The 15,800-nt window shown below is 63.4% G+C and carries 23 protein-coding genes; 6 read left to right on the top strand and 17 right to left on the bottom strand.

From position 1 onward, the window contains the following. Positions 1-4 precede the first annotated feature (4 nt). A complete protein-coding gene (locus GRI68_RS02690; RefSeq protein WP_160615654.1) occupies positions 5-526 on the top strand; it encodes a SixA phosphatase family protein in 522 nt (173 codons plus the stop codon). On the opposite strand, the gene GRI68_RS02685 is transcribed toward GRI68_RS02690, so the two are convergent. The 5 genes from GRI68_RS02685 to rpmF all read right to left on the bottom strand — a co-directional run bounded on the left by GRI68_RS02685 (position 523) and on the right by rpmF (position 3,545). Then, complete coding sequence (locus GRI68_RS02685; RefSeq protein WP_160615652.1) at positions 523-918, bottom strand: MerR family transcriptional regulator; 396 nt, start codon at positions 916-918, stop codon at positions 523-525. The genes GRI68_RS02690 and GRI68_RS02685 overlap by 4 nt on opposite strands. Further along, on the bottom strand, positions 915-1,211 hold the full coding sequence (locus tag GRI68_RS02680; RefSeq protein WP_160615650.1) for an integration host factor subunit alpha: 297 nt from the start codon (positions 1,209-1,211) through the stop codon (positions 915-917). Before GRI68_RS02680 ends, GRI68_RS02685 begins: the two co-directional genes overlap by 4 nt. A 108-nt stretch (positions 1,212-1,319) precedes the next feature. Beyond that, positions 1,320-2,282, bottom strand: coding sequence for a beta-ketoacyl-ACP synthase III (locus GRI68_RS02675; RefSeq protein WP_160615648.1), 963 nt, complete (start codon positions 2,280-2,282; stop codon positions 1,320-1,322). Then, positions 2,282-3,331: a phosphate acyltransferase PlsX gene (gene plsX, locus GRI68_RS02670; protein WP_160615646.1), complete on the bottom strand. Its 1,050-nt coding sequence runs from the start codon at positions 3,329-3,331 to the stop codon at positions 2,282-2,284. The genes GRI68_RS02675 and plsX overlap by 1 nt, the downstream gene beginning before the upstream one ends. A gap of 31 nt (positions 3,332-3,362) precedes the next feature. Next, positions 3,363-3,545, bottom strand: a complete 183-nt coding sequence (gene rpmF / locus GRI68_RS02665) for a 50S ribosomal protein L32 (RefSeq protein WP_160615644.1) — start codon at positions 3,543-3,545, stop codon at positions 3,363-3,365. Between the two features lie 215 nt (positions 3,546-3,760). Here rpmF and GRI68_RS02660 point away from each other — a divergent pair, with 215 nt between their 5' ends. After that, positions 3,761-4,159 (top strand): MAPEG family protein, encoded by a 399-nt coding sequence (locus GRI68_RS02660; RefSeq protein WP_160615641.1) that lies wholly within the window; start codon positions 3,761-3,763, stop codon positions 4,157-4,159. 10 nt (positions 4,160-4,169) lie between these two features. Here the strand turns inward: GRI68_RS02660 and GRI68_RS02655 are convergent, their stop codons facing one another. Next, a complete protein-coding gene (locus GRI68_RS02655; RefSeq protein WP_325063747.1) occupies positions 4,170-4,835 on the bottom strand; it encodes an MBL fold metallo-hydrolase in 666 nt (221 codons plus the stop codon). A 200-nt stretch (positions 4,836-5,035) separates the two neighbouring features. Between GRI68_RS02655 and GRI68_RS02650 the strand changes: the two genes are divergently transcribed. Next, complete coding sequence (locus tag GRI68_RS02650) at positions 5,036-5,398, top strand: cytochrome c family protein (RefSeq protein ID WP_199799701.1); 363 nt, start codon at positions 5,036-5,038, stop codon at positions 5,396-5,398. A 15-nt stretch (positions 5,399-5,413) separates the two neighbouring features. On the opposite strand, the gene GRI68_RS13860 is transcribed toward GRI68_RS02650, so the two are convergent. Genes GRI68_RS13860 through GRI68_RS02635 form a run of 3 tightly spaced genes read right to left on the bottom strand, consistent with a single transcriptional unit; the run spans position 5,414 to position 7,100 of the window. Beyond that, complete coding sequence (locus GRI68_RS13860; RefSeq protein ID WP_267902078.1) at positions 5,414-5,758, bottom strand: alpha/beta hydrolase family protein; 345 nt, start codon at positions 5,756-5,758, stop codon at positions 5,414-5,416. Beyond that, entirely contained in the window at positions 5,670-6,431 is a 762-nt protein-coding gene (locus GRI68_RS02640) for an alpha/beta hydrolase family protein (RefSeq protein WP_160615637.1), read from the bottom strand. The genes GRI68_RS13860 and GRI68_RS02640 overlap by 89 nt, the downstream gene beginning before the upstream one ends. A gap of 42 nt (positions 6,432-6,473) precedes the next feature. Continuing rightward, complete coding sequence (locus GRI68_RS02635; RefSeq protein WP_160615635.1) at positions 6,474-7,100, bottom strand: S24 family peptidase; 627 nt, start codon at positions 7,098-7,100, stop codon at positions 6,474-6,476. 97 nt (positions 7,101-7,197) lie between these two features. On the opposite strand from GRI68_RS02635, the gene GRI68_RS02630 reads away from it, so the two are divergent. Then, entirely contained in the window at positions 7,198-7,389 is a 192-nt protein-coding gene (locus GRI68_RS02630; protein WP_160615633.1) for a hypothetical protein, read from the top strand. Continuing rightward, positions 7,379-7,735: a hypothetical protein gene (locus tag GRI68_RS02625; protein ID WP_234028693.1), complete on the top strand. Its 357-nt coding sequence runs from the start codon at positions 7,379-7,381 to the stop codon at positions 7,733-7,735. Before GRI68_RS02630 ends, GRI68_RS02625 begins: the two co-directional genes overlap by 11 nt. Here the strand turns inward: GRI68_RS02625 and GRI68_RS02620 are convergent. The 3 genes from GRI68_RS02620 to cysS are packed head-to-tail and all read right to left on the bottom strand — an operon-like array spanning position 7,732 to position 10,594. After that, entirely contained in the window at positions 7,732-8,670 is a 939-nt protein-coding gene (locus tag GRI68_RS02620) for a D-2-hydroxyacid dehydrogenase (RefSeq protein ID WP_160615631.1), read from the bottom strand. The genes GRI68_RS02625 and GRI68_RS02620 overlap by 4 nt on opposite strands. Continuing rightward, positions 8,667-9,146 carry a hypothetical protein gene (locus GRI68_RS02615; RefSeq protein WP_160615629.1) on the bottom strand — a complete coding sequence of 160 codons (480 nt, stop codon included), beginning with the start codon at positions 9,144-9,146 and terminating at the stop codon, positions 8,667-8,669. Before GRI68_RS02615 ends, GRI68_RS02620 begins: the two co-directional genes overlap by 4 nt. Then, a complete protein-coding gene (gene cysS, locus GRI68_RS02610) occupies positions 9,143-10,594 on the bottom strand; it encodes a cysteine--tRNA ligase (protein WP_160615627.1) in 1,452 nt (483 codons plus the stop codon). Before cysS ends, GRI68_RS02615 begins: the two co-directional genes overlap by 4 nt. Before the next feature lie 113 nt (positions 10,595-10,707). Between cysS and GRI68_RS13600 the strand changes: the two genes are divergently transcribed. Continuing rightward, positions 10,708-11,232: a hypothetical protein gene (locus tag GRI68_RS13600; protein WP_199799700.1), complete on the top strand. Its 525-nt coding sequence runs from the start codon at positions 10,708-10,710 to the stop codon at positions 11,230-11,232. A 5-nt stretch (positions 11,233-11,237) separates the two neighbouring features. Here GRI68_RS13600 and GRI68_RS02605 read toward each other — a convergent pair whose 3' ends face one another. The 5 genes from GRI68_RS02605 to GRI68_RS02585 form a co-directional block, all read right to left on the bottom strand. Then, positions 11,238-11,897: a nitroreductase gene (locus GRI68_RS02605; protein ID WP_160617810.1), complete on the bottom strand. Its 660-nt coding sequence runs from the start codon at positions 11,895-11,897 to the stop codon at positions 11,238-11,240. Next, the gene (locus tag GRI68_RS02600) at positions 11,884-12,462 is read right to left on the bottom strand and encodes a hypothetical protein (RefSeq protein ID WP_160615624.1); all 579 of its coding nucleotides are present in this window, start codon (positions 12,460-12,462) and stop codon (positions 11,884-11,886) included. Before GRI68_RS02600 ends, GRI68_RS02605 begins: the two co-directional genes overlap by 14 nt. Continuing rightward, on the bottom strand, positions 12,459-14,273 hold the full coding sequence (gene cobT / locus GRI68_RS02595; RefSeq protein WP_160615622.1) for a cobaltochelatase subunit CobT: 1,815 nt from the start codon (positions 14,271-14,273) through the stop codon (positions 12,459-12,461). Before cobT ends, GRI68_RS02600 begins: the two co-directional genes overlap by 4 nt. A gap of 19 nt (positions 14,274-14,292) precedes the next feature. After that, positions 14,293-14,946, bottom strand: coding sequence for a fructose-6-phosphate aldolase (gene fsa, locus GRI68_RS02590; protein WP_160615620.1), 654 nt, complete (start codon positions 14,944-14,946; stop codon positions 14,293-14,295). 115 nt (positions 14,947-15,061) lie between these two features. Then, a complete protein-coding gene (locus tag GRI68_RS02585; protein ID WP_160615618.1) occupies positions 15,062-15,760 on the bottom strand; it encodes a DUF4197 domain-containing protein in 699 nt (232 codons plus the stop codon). Positions 15,761-15,800: the final 40 nt, after the last annotated feature.

The raw sequence follows: 15,800 nt of genomic DNA, 5'->3' as shown, positions 1-15,800 counted from the left end.
AGGCATGAAGCGCCTCGCTCTCCTCCGTCATGCAAAGTCCGATTGGGATGCTGGCGCGTCGAGCGATTTCGATCGGCCGATCTGCGACGAAGGACGCACCGCAGCCCAGGCAATGGGGCGCTACATCAAACACTCTTGCGGCGAATACCGACACGCATTGGTATCCCCTGCCCGCCGCTGTTGCGAGACCTTCGATGCCGTGTGCTGCGAATTCGACGAGGCGCCTGAGAAAGTGCTCGAAGATCGCATCTACCTCGCCAGCGCCGGAACGCTGCTCGAACTTGTTCAGGCGCAGGATGACGGTTTCGACGAATTGCTACTCGTTGGACATAATCCGGGCCTGACTTTTCTGGCACTCGACCTTATCAGGCTCGACGACAATGTCTCGGATAGGGAGCGGATAGCCGCGAAATTCCCGACCGCTGGTTTCGTTCAGCTGGAATGCGACGTGTCGCATTGGAGCGATGTCTGCAGCTCGGGCTGCGACCTGAAGCTGCGGCGCTATCCGATAGAGGAATTGTCCTAGGCGTCGAGCGCCGACGCGAGCCGGTCACGAATCGCGCGCAATTGCGGTACCAAAGCGGGCGCTTCGATCTCGCGCGGCTCGCGTTGCTGGGGATGCGGCGCGGAAATCGCTTCGCCGACCGGCTGATCCTTGCTCGACAAAGCCTTTCGCGCGCCTTTCAGCGTATAGCCCTGACGGTTGACGAGATCGTCGATCCGCCGAACCAAGGCGATGTCGGCCGGACGATAATACCGTCGTCCGCCCGCACGCGTCGTCGGCTTGAGCATCGGGAACTGTTCTTCCCAGTAGCGCAGCACATGAGGCTTGATACCGAGCGCCTTGGAAACCTCGCCGATCGTTCGCAAGGCCTCGGGGTCCTTGCCATCGTCGAAGAGCGAGGCGTCGTCGCTCACGCGTCGGAAACCTTGTCGCGAAGCGTCTGGCTCGCGCGGAACGTCAGCACGCGGCGCGGGGTAATCGGCACCTCGACACCGGTCTTGGGATTTCGGCCGATCCGCTCCGCCTTGTCGCGAAGGAGAAAGGTTCCGAACCCGGAAATCTTCACATTTTCGCCCGAGACGAGTGCATCAGTCATCAGATCGAGGATCGCCTCGACCATGTCCTGCGATTCACTGCGCGGATAGCCGGTCTTCTTGTGAACGGCTTCACACAAGTCTGCTCGGGTAAGCGTATTCGTCGAACGCATGAGGTCTGCCCTACCTTTCGCGACCCACGACCGCTCCTAGAGGATTAGTCCGGAATTGCAACGGATTCACGGCGAACCTGCCTTGAGCCTCGACGAACTGCATATGATTTACATTCGCAAAAGGCTGGCGCCCCACGTGAAGCCGCCGCCCATTGCTTCGAGCATGACCAGGTCGCCCTGCTTGATTCGCCCGTCGCGGATCGCGGTGTCGAGCGCCAGTGGCACCGACGCTGCCGATGTGTTCGCATGCCTGTCTACGGTCACCACCACTTTTTCCGCCGGCAGACCCAGCTTGCGCGCAGTTGCATCGAGGATGCGGGCGTTGGCCTGATGCGGCACCACCCAGTCGATATCCGTCACCGATATGTCGGCCTGCTCGAGGACTTCGCCCAGAACCTCGGCGAGGTTGACGACCGCGTGGCGGAAAACCTCGCGCCCTTTCATCCGGAGCTTGCCGACGGTGCCGGTGGTCGAGGGACCACCATCTACATAGAGCAGTTCCTTGTGCTCGCCATCGGCGTGCAGCTTGCTCGCGATCACACCGCGTTCTGTCTCACCGTCGCGCGATTCCAGCACGACAGCACCTGCTCCGTCACCGAACAATACGCAGGTCGTCCGGTCCTCCCAATCGAGAATCCGGCTGAACGTCTCCGCACCGATCACCAGAGCGCGACTGCCCATGCCGTTCTTCAGCATGGAGTCGGCCACGCCCATTGCGTACAGGAAACCTGTGCAGACGGCCTGGACGTCGAACGCGATTCCGCCGCGACAGCCGAGCTGTTTTTGAACCTGGGTCGCGGTCGCCGGAAAAGTATTATCGGGCGTCGCGGTGGCGAGCACGATCAGGTCGATCGATTCCGGATCCACATTCGCCGCTTCGCACGCCTTGCGCGCGGCCGCAGTCGCGAGCGTCGAGGTCGTCTCGCCCTCCGCCGCGATATAGCGCTGGCGAATGCCGGTGCGTTCCACGATCCATTCGTCGGTGGTGTCGATCCGGGTCGCGAGATCGGCGTTGGTCACGCAATTTTCGGGCAGCGCCGAGCCCGTCCCAAGCAGTACGGAACGTCGCATCAGCGCTGGCCGCCTGTCCGCAGACTTTCTTCGCCCAGCCGAGCAAGGTCGGCTTCGATCCGTTTGGTCAGGTCTTCCTCCAGCAATCTTGCCGTCAGCGCGACGGCATTCGCCACGCCAATCGCGGTGGCGCTGCCGTGGCTCTTCACGACCACGCCGTTGAGGCCCAGGAAAACTGCGCCATTGTGGTTGTTGGGATCGAGCGAGTGCTTCAGCAACTCGGTGGCCGGTCGCGAGACGAGGAAGCCGAACTTCGATCGCAGCGAACTGGTGAAGGCACGTCGCAGCAGGTCGGTTACGAAGCGGGCCGCCCCCTCGACTGCCTTGAGCGCGATATTTCCGGAGAAACCGTCCGAGACGATCACATCGACTTCGCCGCGATTGATCTTGTCCGCCTCGACATAACCTTCGAACGAAATCGCGAGATCCTCCGAGACTTCCTTCAGCCTGGTCGCGGCATCCTGCAGCTCTCCGGTGCCCTTGGTCTCCTCGGTCCCAATGTTGAGCAGGCGCACGCGCGGCTCCTCGACCCCGGTGGCGATACGGAAATAGGCCGCGCCCATGATCGCGAACTGCACGAGATTGCGGGCGTCGCACTCTGTGTTGGCACCCAGATCGAGCATCAGCACGTCGTGATCGCCGAGCGTCGGCAACAGCGCGGAGAGCGCGGGTCGGTCGATCCCCGGCATCGTCCGCAGCGCGAGCTTGCTCATCGCCATCAGCGCGCCGGTGTTCCCGGCCGACACGGCTGCCCCGGCCTTGCCCTGCTTCACCGCATTGATCGCCATTCCCATCGAAGTGGTCTTGGCGCGGCGGATCGCCTTGCTCGGCTTTTCGTCGCCGGCAATGGCTTCGGGCGCGTGGAGGATTTCGGATGCGGCGGCGAGATTCGGGTGATCCTCGAGCGCGGCCCGGATCCGCTCCTCGTCGCCGACCAGCAGGAACTGGAAACGATCATGGCGGCGCCGCGCGAGCGCGGCACCGTCGATCATTACGCGCACACCTTCATCGCCGCCCATCGCATCGATGGCGATACGCGGCAGGCTCATGCGCTTATCTCCCGATTACGGGTAAGAGGGATCAGATGCCCTTGGGCTCGGCCACGAGGCGACCGTTATAATGGCCGCACGCCGCACACATATTGTGCGGGCGCTTCAATTCGCCGCAGTTCGAGCATTCGTGGAATGCTTCGACCTTCAGCGAATCGTGGGCGCGGCGATTGCCACGGCGATGCGGCGATACTTTTCTTTTGGGGACTGCCATCTCGGCACCTAACCTTCGCGTAAATCACTAATTTCGGATGCCGACCTAGGCGATGCCTCCCGCGCGCGCAAGAGCGCGGAGTGACGAAGCCTCGGATGCGGCGAAGGCGCGGCCTATAGCGCAAATTCCCTCCGTTGCAAGCGCTGTGGGCGCGCGCTAGCACCCTGATCGGCGCCAAAGCGCAATGCCGGGTCGCACCGCGAAGGAAGTACGATATGACGATCATCCTCCCGATTACGCTGAGTGCCTGCGCCGCCGCGGCGCTGGTCAATCTCTGGCTCGCGGTGCGCATCGGGCAGCTGCGCGGCAAGCAGAAGGTCCTCCACGGCGACGATGGGGGCGGCCCGCTGACGCGGCGGATGCGCGCGCAGCTCAATTTCGTCGAGAATACCCCGTTCGTTCTGCTGCTGGTCGCCGGCATCGAACTGGCCGGACGCGGAGGGACATGGCTGAGCGCGGTGGTGGGGGTCTATCTGCTAGCCCGCGTGGCGCATGCGATCGGGATGGATTCGGACAAACCGCACAAGGCGCGGATGGTCGGCGTGCTCGTCACCATGCTGACGCTGATCGGCCTCGCCGTTTACGCTGCGCTGATTGCCGCAGGTATCGTCTGAACCGATTCGTCTAGGCGAGCGCGGCATCGCCGACGAAGGGATTGCTCTGCCGCTCGTGCCCGAATGTGCTGACCGGGCCGTGACCGGGGATGAACGTGGTTTCATTCCCCAGCGGCCAGAGCTTCTGCACGATCGCGTCGAGCAGGTCCTGGTGGTTGCCCATCGGGAAGTCGGTGCGTCCGATCGAGCCCTGAAACAGCACGTCGCCGACCGCCGCAAACTGGCTGGGGGCGTGGTGGAACACGACATGGCCCGGCGTGTGTCCGGGGCAGTGATAGACGTCGAGCGTCAAATTGCCGATGGTCACCTGATCGCCATCGGCGAGCCAGCGATCGGGCTCGAACACCTGGCCGCGAATGCCGTATTTCTTGCCATCTTCGTCGAGCCGCGAGATCCAGAAACGATCGGCCTCGTGCGGACCTTCGATCGGTAGCGAGAGTTCTTTCGCGAGCGCGCCGGCCTCGCCGCAATGGTCGATATGTCCATGGGTTATAAGGATTTTTTCTAGCTCGACGCCCGCCTTGGCGACGCCTTGCTTGAGCTTGTCCAGATCGCCACCGGGATCGATCAGCGCGCCTTTCATCGTGTCGGTACACCACACCAGCGAGCAGTTCTGCTGGAGGGGCGTTACCGGCAGGATGGCGGCTTTCATCGGCGCTTTGGTCGTCTCGGTCATGCCCGACAAGTGGTCGACGCACCCGGCGATTGCAAGCTTGGCACGCGCAGACCGGAGAGCGGGACGTGGCCAATCAAGTCCTCGCAATCGGCATTCCGCTCGGCCCGAAGGTCGTACCGATCCGAAACTTGATACATGTCAATGAAGCGCTTGATCGAGCGTGTATAGCGTATGAAAACGGTGAGACAGAGGGACGGCGTATGATCGAATGGCGATGGATTGTCGCAGCAGGGGCGCTCGCAGCGGTTGCAGGCTGCGCAACGACGGCAGAGCGAAGCGCCGCGACCGCTGAAGCTGCCGAACCGCCGGTGCTGGTCCAGGCGACCTGCGCCGGGTGCCATGCGGTGACCGCCGGCGCCACCTCGCCGATCGCGCCCGCCCCCGGCTTCGAGGACATCGCCAATGCCGAAGGGCTGACGCGCGAAAGCCTGATCGTCTTCCTCGGCGATTCGCACAATTATCCCGACATCATGGATGTCGACCTGTCGCCCGAGGACGTCGAGCTCATCGCCGATTACATGCTGACCCTGCGGCGCGACGACTACCGCCGCTTCCCCTCCTGAGCGAGACAGCGGCCGTCATGGCGCAAACCAGCCGTCGATGAGCTTGCGCACATCGGCCCTGTGCTCGATCAACGAATGCGATCCGCCCTCATATACGCGGAGCGCGAAAGGTCGGCCGAGCGCTTGCCATTCCCGCGCGAGATCAAGGCTGTCCGTCACTTCAACGCGCTCGTCGTCCGCGCCGTGCAGCAGCAGCAGACGCGCATCGGGGTCCATGTCCTGCGGCCAGTAGAGCGCCGAGAGAGTTCGCAAAGCACGCTCCGGATCGGCCTCATAGCCTTCCGCGGTTCCCGGATAGACAAACTCGTCGAACTCGGCGCGTCTTGGGGAATTTACGAGATCGCTGGGCGCGCCGACCATCACCGCGGAATCGATCCGGTCGGTCGCGGCAAGCAGCCGGTAGCCGGTAGCCGAGCGCTCCGCCGCGCGAGAATCCGAGATAGTGGATATGCTCGCGATCTGCGCCGGGCAATTGATCGATCAGGGCGAGCAGGTTGAGCATGTCGGAGAGGTCGCCAGAGCCCATTGCAGGCTCGCCTTCGCTGCCCCCTTCCCCGCGCCGCAGGCTGGCCACGACGATAAAGCCCTGTTCGGCAAGGCGGGACATCTCGACGATATCGAAGAAGGTCAGGCGGCTCCACTCGCCCACGCCGCCTTGGGCGTAGATGACGACGGGCAGCGGACCTGTCGCATCGCGAGGCACAGCGATCACGCCCTTGATGCGCAGACCATCGCTGGCATAGGCGATCCGCTCTAGCCTGACTGTCTCACCCGAGCGGTAGCGGTCGAATTGCTCCGGCGTGAAAAAGGGCGATACGGCGGCTGCGCGCCATCGCTCCTCGGGCGCGCGATCCATGAAGCTTTGCCATTCTTCGTAGGTGTCGAACGGGAAGGTGTAGGCTTCGCGCGCCAGCATCTGCCCATCGGCAACGGCACGATCCTGCGCCGCTGTTTCAGGCGGGGCCACTATGAGCGACGCGGCCGGTGCGGCAGCTAGAATCAACAGGGCCAGCGCGGCACGTAAATGCGACATGATATCTCCTATCGTTCTCACCCTGTGCGACATTGAAGCGCATCACAACCGCCCGCTCTTCCACACCACGCGGCCGATCACCTCGACCTCTGCCGGATCGCGTTCGAGGGGCGGATAGATCGCATTGTCGCTGATCAGCGTGCCGGGGCGTTCGGGGGCCAGCCGCTTGACCAACAATTGCCCGTCGACCCGCAGCACATAGACCCCGCTGCGCAAAGGCGCGGTGCGGGTATCGACGAGGATCTCGTCCCCCTCGGCCAGCGTCGGCTCCATCGAATCGCCGCGCACCGCGATCGCCGAGCAATGCGCGGGGTCGAGCCCCTGCGCACGCAACCAGTGCGGAGCGAAGCCGATATGGCCGATCTCCTGCGAGCCACCTTCGGCCCCTGCCCCCGCCGCCGCCTCGGCATCGAGCCGGGAGATCTCGACATAGGGGCTGTCCACCGCGCGGGAAAATTCCTCCGGCGCGCCCAGCATCCCCTCATCCACCCCGAAGAACCGCGCCAGCGTCCGCCGGTCGCTTTCGTCGAGCCGCCGCGGGCTGCCCTTATTGAGATATTGCTGGAGGTACGATGCATTGCGACCGATCATCGCCGACAGGCTCTTCAGGCTCGCCTTTCGCTGCTCGGCAAGCCGGGCGAGATTGGCGCGGGCGTCGTCATCATGCATGAAATTTCCTTAGGCGAAAGATTTTTCCTAGACAAGTAGGATTTCGCGAGGGACAAATCCTTTCACCGATTCGCCGCCCGCCCGCTGGAGAGCGCCCATGCTGATTCGCAAGATCGAGATTTTCCTGCGCGAAACAGGAATGCCCTGGACCAAGTTCGGCCGCCTGGCCGCGCGCGATCCGCGCTTCGTCGAAGACTTGCGCAATGGACGCATCCCCCGCGCACGAACCGAAGAACGTGTAGAACATTTCATGAACAAATACCGCGCAGGAGCCGCCCATGTACATTGACCCGATCCGCCCCGCCCCCGTCTCCGTCGCCGCCGAACGCGCCGGAAAGCGCGTGGTCGCCGCCTTGCAGGAAATGGCCGGAGGCTGCGCGGAACTGCTTGCGATGGAGGAGCGGCCCTGGGCCAGTGCGACCTTCTCGGGGGCGCGGCACACCATCACCCTGCGCTTCCACGGCAGCGCGGATTGCGAAACCGCCGACGGCTTCATCGAAACCCTGCCCGAACACGAATTCACCCTCGCCGGCCTGCTGGTGGCCGACGCACAGGTGCGCGCCGTGACTTATGAAAACCGGCCCGAGCCGGTGATGACGGTGGAAGCCGAATTGCTGCTGCTCAACGAGGATTAATAGCCCAGCGACAGGTCGAATTGCGGCTGCACGTCTTCGCCGCGTTCGTAGCGGTCGAGGTTCTCGATAAAGCGGTCTGCCGAGCGCTGGAACATCTTGCTCTGCGCGCGTCCCGAAAGGTGCATCGTCACATGGGCGTTATCGAGCGTCCACAGCTTGTGGTCCTCGGGCAGCGGTTCGGGCGTGGTCACGTCCAGAAACGCAGCCCCGATCGTCTTTTCCTCGAGCGCGGTGACCAGCGCGTCCTGATCGACCACGGTCCCGCGCGCGATGTTGATCAGCACCGCGTCGGATTTCATCGCCGCGAGTTCGTCTGCCCCGATCATGTCTTCGGTCTCGGGCGTGGAGGGTACGGCCAGGATCACCCAGTCGAATTCGCCGAGCCTGGCCTGCCATTCTTCCGGGCCGAGGGCATTCTCGCCACCTGATCGCCGCACGATGGACACATCGACGCCGAATGCCAGCAGCCGCTCCTCGACCAGCTTGCCGATCGCGCCATAGCCCAGGAGCAGCGCCTTGCTTCCGCACAGTTCCACCTTGCCCGGACTATCGTGCAGCCATTCGTGCCGGTCCTGCGCGCGCACCACGTCGCGATAGCCCTTGGCCACGTTGAGCATGCCCATCACGACATATTCGGCGATGGTGATCGCGTTGATGCCCGCGCCGTTGGTCACCGTCACGCCCCGCTGGCGCAGCAGGTCGAGCGGCAGGAAATCGAGCCCGGCATAGATCGAGGTCAGCCATTTGAGGTTCTCGGCCGCCGTCACCACCTCGCACATCGGACCCGGCTCATTGAAATCGAACCACCCGATCTCGGCCTTCGGCGCCAGCTCCAGCGCCTCTTCCTTGCTCATGAACCACAGCGGCTCGACCCAGTCGGGCAGGCGCGGCTCCACCAGTGGGCGGATCAGCGAGGACAGAACGGCGGTGGTCATTTAGCAATCTCGTTTCGCAGAGCCCACTTGAGGCCATCCGGGAAGGAGGCATTGGTGATGTTGTCGACCAACCATTTGCCATCGAACTCGACGAGATCGAACCTAGTAATCTGCGCGTCGCCCCAGCCTGAATCCACACGAATGACCGCTCCATCGGCGCTGGTTTCCACCATATCGAATGTGAACGTCTCTGCCGACCAGTCCTGGCACTGGCACAGCCAGCCGAAGGAATTGAGCTCGTCCATCGGACCTTCGATCTGGTCCTGCCAGCGCTGGACGAGTGCCGCGGTCTCGGGGGAAAACGGAATCCGGTTCCAATCGGCTCCGGGCATGATCGCAGGATCGGTGAAGGGATGGTAGAGATCGTACAGGAGTTCATACTTCGCTGCGTCGTCGGCAGGCGGGGGTGCGGGACAACCGACGGCAGCGGTGCCCAGCAAGGCACATGCGCCGATGGCGAAAAGCAGTTTCATCATGATGTCAGTCTCCATTCCCAGCCGAGCCGGTCGCCATCCATCACCTCGACGCCCTTGGCGGCGAGGTCGTCGCGAATCGCGTCGGATTTGGCGAAGTCCTTCTCCGCCCGCGCGGCCTTGCGGTCGGATAGTGCCTGTTCGATGTCGGCTTCGGTGATTTCGGCATTCTTCGGACGCACGCGCAGGTCCTTGCGGGTCAGCTCCATCAGGCCGAGGCCGAGCACGGCGTCCATCCGCTCGATCACCGCGCGTTTGACGCCGGCATCGACCTTCTTGACCGCGAGCGCTTCCTCGAGCGCCGTCAGCGCGATCGAGGTGTTGAGATCGTCGCTGATCGCCGCGTCGAACTTTTCGAGCAGCGCCGCGAATTTGGGGTGCGACGGATCGCCCGCCTCCGCATCGGCGAGGCGCCCTGCCTGCATCACCATCCGCTTCAACCGCGTCAGCGCCGCGCCGAGGCCTTCCCACGAGAATTCAAGCTCGCTGCGGTAATGCGCCTGCAGGCACATCATGCGGTAGGCGAGCGGGTGATAGCCCTTGTCGACCAGCAATTGCAGCCGCAGGAACTCGCCCGACGACTTGCTCATCTTGCCCGATCGCTCGACCAGGAAGTTGTTGTGCATCCAGATGCGCGCGCCCGAATGCGCGGCATCATCCAGTCCGCCGCAGCCGCAGAAGGCCTGGTTTTGCGCGATCTCGTTGGGGTGGTGGATCTCGCGGTGGTCGATCCCGCCGGTGTGGATGTCGAACGGGAAGCCGAGCAGCTTGCCGCCCATCACCGAGCATTCGAGATGCCAACCCGGCGCGCCGCGGCCCCACGGGCTGTCCCATTCCATCTGGCGGGTCTCGCCTGCGGGCGTTGTGCGCCAGATCGCGAAATCGGCGGCGTTGCGCTTGCCCTCGACCGTCTCGATCCGGCCCTCCCCTTCGTCGGTCACCGCGCGCGCCAGCCGCCCGTAATCCGCGACCGTCGAGACATCGAAATAGAGCCCGCTATCGAGTTCGTAGCAATGCTTGTCGGCGATCGACCTGGCGAAGTCGAGCATGTCCTCGATGTAATCGGTCGCCACCGACCAGTGCGCAGGCTGCCGGATATTGAGCGCCTTCACATCGTCCCAATAGGCCTCGGTGTAGTGCTTTGCGATGTCCCAGATCGACTGCGCCTTTTGCGCCGCCATCTTCTCCATCTTGTCCTCGCCCGCATCGGCATCGTCGGTCAGGTGGCCGACATCGGTGATGTTGATGACATGGGTCAGCTTGTAGCCATGCCAGCTCAGCGTCCGGCCCAGCACATCGGCGAACACATAGGCGCGCATATTGCCGATATGAGGGTAATTGTAGACCGTCGGCCCGCACGTATAGACGCGCGCCTCGCCCTCGTGGACGGGGGTGAAGGTTTCGATTGCGCGAGTGAGCGAGTTGAACAGTTTTAGCGGCGTTTCAGACATGGTCGCGCAATGGCGCAGCGATTTGCGGAACGCAACAAGCCCGCTCACGTTTCCAGACCTCGCTCTCTCCTTTGAGAAACGCCGTATTCATTGCTGTTATTTCCGGGGCATACATGACCAATCGACTCGCACTTGTGCTTACTGCATCCATTTTCGTCGCCGCTTGTTCGAACCAGACTGACGTTGAGCCGCAACCCCAAAGCACTGACAATGTGGATAGTTCGACGCCGCAGGCCTCCGGTCAGGACATGGCTGAGACGGCGCCGGCTCCGACATCCGATCCCGCCGGCGAAATGCAAGACAGCGCGCCTGCGACGGCGGCGAACACGGCTGCGTCGCCGGAAACCGGCAAACGTATCGTCGATTGCAAGATCATCAGTGGCGGCAAGCAGGCGTTGGACGCTCCTTGCGAGTTCTCACCCCAGTCGAATGGCGGCTTCACCCTCACGTCAAAAACGGGCGGCGGTGCGCTATATGGCCGGATTTCAAGCGTCAGCGTTTCCAAGATCGACAAGACGAATGCAGAGGTCCGCGGCCTCACGTCCGACGGGATCAATTCGCGCTGGGGCGCAGCCACTCGCTCGGCTCAAGACCCGGCCTGCTGGAATGGAAACGACTTTTCAGTCTGCGCTTACTGAGCCGCCTACCAACCCTGCCAGCGAATGGTTTCGTCCAGCGGCACTCGGTCGCGCTCAAAATTGTTCACCGCCGCGTCCTCGTCGCGATAGCCGATGGCGAGGCCGCAGAAGAACATGTGCGTCTCGCGGCTGACGCCGATATGCTCCATGATCGGTTCGGCGAAATAGGCCATGTATTCCTGCGGGCAGCTATCGAGCCCCGCCTCGCGCAACAGCAGCATGACGGTTTGCAACCACATGCCGGTGTCGGACCACTGCGCCTCCTTCATCAGGCGCGGGAAATAGCATAGCAGGAGGGCGGGTGCGCCGAAACTCTCGGTGTTGCGCGCCATCGCCGCCATCCGCCCCTGCGTGTCCTCGCGCGCGACCCCCAGCGCCTGGAACATGCTGGCCGACAATTCATACAGGCGACGCTTGTAGCGATCCTCCTGCTTGGGCGCGTCCCAATCGTATTCGGGCTTCTGCATCTCGGACTGGCGTAGCTTTGCGCGCAAGGCCTCGAGCGGCTCGCCGGTCAGCACGGTCGCTTCCCACGGCTGGTAATTGCACCCCGACGGCGCCCAGCGCGCGGTGTCGAGCACCCGGCGCAGCGTTTCGAGCTCGACCGGCTGATCGGTAAACGCACGCACCGAGCGGCGCGATTGGACGGCTTCAGTTACTTTCATCATTACCTTCAGTCGTCTGTCCGATTGCCTCAGGGTTAGTGACCATCTCAGCCAATTCTTCCTCTGAAATCATAGCTGGATCCGGATTTAACAGCAGTTGGACAAGCTCGACAGCCGATCCTAGTTCACCTGCCGCGTCATCGACCGCACCAATCTGCGAGGCCGGAAATTCCTCTTGTTCACCGACAACTCTACCGATGACAAAAAGGAGGCTTTCAAGCCGTAATCCTAAATCGATTAAAGAGACGCTTAGAATCTCATTCTCTTGAGGCGACCTATCAATGAGTCTGGCGATGTATGGCTGAGCGACGGTCAATCGGGCTAGGTCAGCGACATTTTTGCTTTCATCCCAATCATTCAATTTCTCTGCCAAGAAATTGCAGACTGAAAATGACCCATGGAGAACTGCGCGAGACCTCTCTGCAGTGGCATCTCGCTCATCATTTTTCTTCCGGCGATAGTCGGTGAGATTACTAACTTGACCGAGAAGCCAAGTCAGAACACCACCTCCGATAGCAGCGCCGGCACCGATCATGGCGATTGATAGTTCGGTGTTCCCCGTCACCCCTCGTCCTCGAACAACCCAGCCAACTGCTCGATCATCGTGCCGCCGAGCTGTTCGACGTCCATGATCGTTACCGCGCGCTTGTAGTACCGGGTCACGTCGTGGCCGATGCCGATGGCGACCAGTTGCACCGGGGATTGCTTCTCGATCCAGTCGATCACGCCGCGCAGATGCGCCTCGAGATAGCCGGCGTGGTTCACGCTCAGCGTGCTGTCGTCGACCGGGGCACCGTCGGAGATCACCATCAGGATGCGGCGTTCCTCGGGCCGTCCGATCAGGCGGCGGTGGGCCCAGACCAGCGCCTCGCCGTCGATGTTCTCTTTCAGGATGCCTTCGCGCATCATCAGACCGAGATTCTTCTTGGCGTGGCGCCACGGCTGGTCGGCCTGCTTGTAGACGATGTGCCGCAGGTCGTTGAGGCGGCCGGGATGCGCGGGCTTGCCGTCCGCCAGCCATGCCTCGCGCGACTGCCCGCCCTTCCACGCGCGGGTGGTGAAGCCGAGGATTTCGGTCTTCACCCCGCAGCGCTCGAGCGTGCGCGCCAGCACATCGGCGCTGATCGCCGCGATCGAGATCGGGCGTCCGCGCATCGAGCCGGAATTGTCGATCAGCAGGGTGACGACGGTGTCCTTGAACTCTTGCTCGCGCTCGACCTTGTAGCTCAGGGACTGGCCGGGGCTGATCACGACGCGCGCCAGCCGCGCGGCATCGAGCAGGCCTTCTTCCTGGTCGAAATCCCAGCTGCGGTTCTGCTGCGCCATCAACCGGCGCTGGAGCCTGTTCGCGAGCTTGGTCACCACGCCCTGCAACCCCTGGAGCTGCGAATCGAGATAGGCGCGCAACCGGCCCAGTTCCTCGTTGTCGCACAATTCCCCGGCCTCGACGGTCTCGTCGAACCGGTCGGTGAAGACGCGGTAATCTAGCCCGCCGGGCGGTTCGTCCCACGGGCGGTTGGGGCGGACGGGCATCATGCCCTCCTCCCCGTCCTCGGCCGGTTCGCCCTCGCTCTCGGCGTCGGACATCTCGCCCTCGGCCTCGCCTTCCTGCTCCTCGCCGCGCGCGTCCTGCGCCATGTCGGGCGACGGCTGGGCATCGCCTTCGTCGGGCGCGTCGGTGTCCTCTTCGGACGTGTCTTCCTCGCCGTCCTCGTCCTCGCCCGTTTCGCCGTCGGGGTCGGCTTCCTCGGGCATGTCGAGCTGCAAGTGGCGCAACATGTCGAGCGAAAGCTGCTGGAACGCTTCCTGATCCTCCAGGCTCGAAGCCAGCGCGTCGAAATCCGCACCCGCCTGAGCCTCGATCCGCTCGCGCATCAGATTGACGCCGTGCTGCGCCACTTCGGGGATCGGACGCCCGGTCAGCTTTTCGCGCAGCATCAGCGATAGCGCGGTCGAGAGCGGCACTTCGTCGGGCGCATCGGCGCGGGTGATCGGATCGCGCGCCAGTCGCTCTTCGAGCGCGGCGTCGAGATTATCGCCGATCCCGGCATAGCTGCGCGCGCCCAGCGCTTCGTAGCGAACCTGCTCGACCGCTTCGTACGCCGCCCGCGCCAGCGGATCACGCGGCATCTTCGCGGCGTGAAGCGCATCGTCGTGATGGCGCAGCCGCAGTGCAAAGCCATCCGCCGCGCCGCGCGCGCGCCGGGCCGCCCGCGCCTCGATCTCGCGCCCCGGCATCGGAACGCGCATCGATTTGCCGCTCGCACTCGGCTGGTCCGAGGTCCAGGCAAGCTCGACCTCGTCTTCCTGCGCCACCGCACGCGCGGCCACGGCCAGCGCGTTGCGGAAATCGTCGAGAGGAGAGCGGTCGGTCATTTCAGCACAAATCGCGCAATTACAGGATCGATTGGCCGGTGGCCTTCCAGTCCTTGAGGAAACCCTCGATGCCCTTGTCTGTCAGCACGTGGTTGAACAGGCCAAGGATGACCTTGGGCGGCGCGGTCATCACGTCGGCCCCGATCAGCGCGCTTTCGAGCACATGGGTGGCGTGGCGCACGCTGGCGACGAGGATTTCGGTTTCGAAGGCGTAATTGTCGTAGATCGTGCGGATGTCGCGGATCAGCTCCATGCCGTTGGAGCCATTGTCGTCGTGACGGCCGACGAAGGGCGACACGAAGGTCGCGCCCGCCTTGGCCGCGAGCAGCGCCTGATTGGCCGAGAAGCACAGCGTGACGTTGACCATCGTGCCATCGTCGGTGAGCGCCTTGCAGGTCTTGAGGCCATCGACCGTCAGCGGCACCTTGATGCAGACATTGTCGGCAATTTTGCGAAGCTTTTCGGCTTCCTTCATCATCGTCTCGTGATCGAGCGCGACGACTTCGGCGCTGACGGGGCCATCGGTCAGCCCGCAGATTTCCTTCGTCACCTCGATGAAGTCCTTGCCTTCCTTGGCAATCAGCGAGGGATTGGTGGTCACGCCATCGAGCAGCCCCGTCGCGGCGAGTTCGCGAATGGCATCGGTATCGGCGGTGTCGGCAAAGAACTTCATTAAAGGCGCTCCGGCAGGGGGAATGAGTCGCGACGGCTATAGGGAGGGTGACGCGCGCATCCAAGGGCGAGAGGACACGCGTCCCCGCAACCAACCTCCGTTCCGTCCGGAGAATTTAACGCGTGCCGAGCACGCCGATGATCAACGGATCGCGGGTGGCATATGGATCGCGGCGGATCTCGGCTTCCTCGAAGCCCATCTGGCGCCAGATCGCATCGTCGACTTCGCGCGAGAAGCCTTGTGCGATCTGCGCCACATCGACACCCGTCAGCGCGTTGAGCGCCCGGCCGACCAGCGGATCGCTCGTTACCCGCAAAGCATCGCCCAGCGCCGGGATCATTGCATCGATCAGGCTCATGCCCATTTGGCCGCGCAGGAAACCGGTCGCCGCGTTCGGCCCGCCATTGATGAGATCGGCAGCATTGCGGATGCCGATCGTGCGGACCGCTTCGGTGACCAGCGGCGCGGCGCGCTCGGCCCCGTCATAGGCAAGATCGTTGAACGCGCGCTGCAGGCGATCCTTGAACACGACCGAGGTAAGGATGCCCGAAAGCACATCGCCGCGCGAGCCGATCACATCGGGCAGATCGAGCCGGGCCACCTGGCTGTTCCAGAACCCGTCATCGGAGAGCAGCTGCGCAAAGGCGCGCTCGCTCGACAGGTAGAGTATCCGCTGGATCGCATCGACGAGGCCGAAACCGCCGAAGCTCTGACAGCCGGACAGCACTGTCATCGCGCCGAGGCCCGCGCCCCCGACCAGCGTGTTGCGCATGAAATTGCGGCGGCCGATCGGCACGCTGAGGCTCTGTTCCATTTGTCTTCTCCCCGAATTCCGGACCGCGAGACTGGCGTTC

Source organism: Alteriqipengyuania halimionae, from assembly GCF_009827575.1.
Lineage (GTDB): Bacteria > Pseudomonadota > Alphaproteobacteria > Sphingomonadales > Sphingomonadaceae > Alteriqipengyuania_A > Alteriqipengyuania_A halimionae.
Note: the sequence above shows the minus strand (reverse complement) of the source record. Positions and strands in the feature narration are given on the sequence as shown.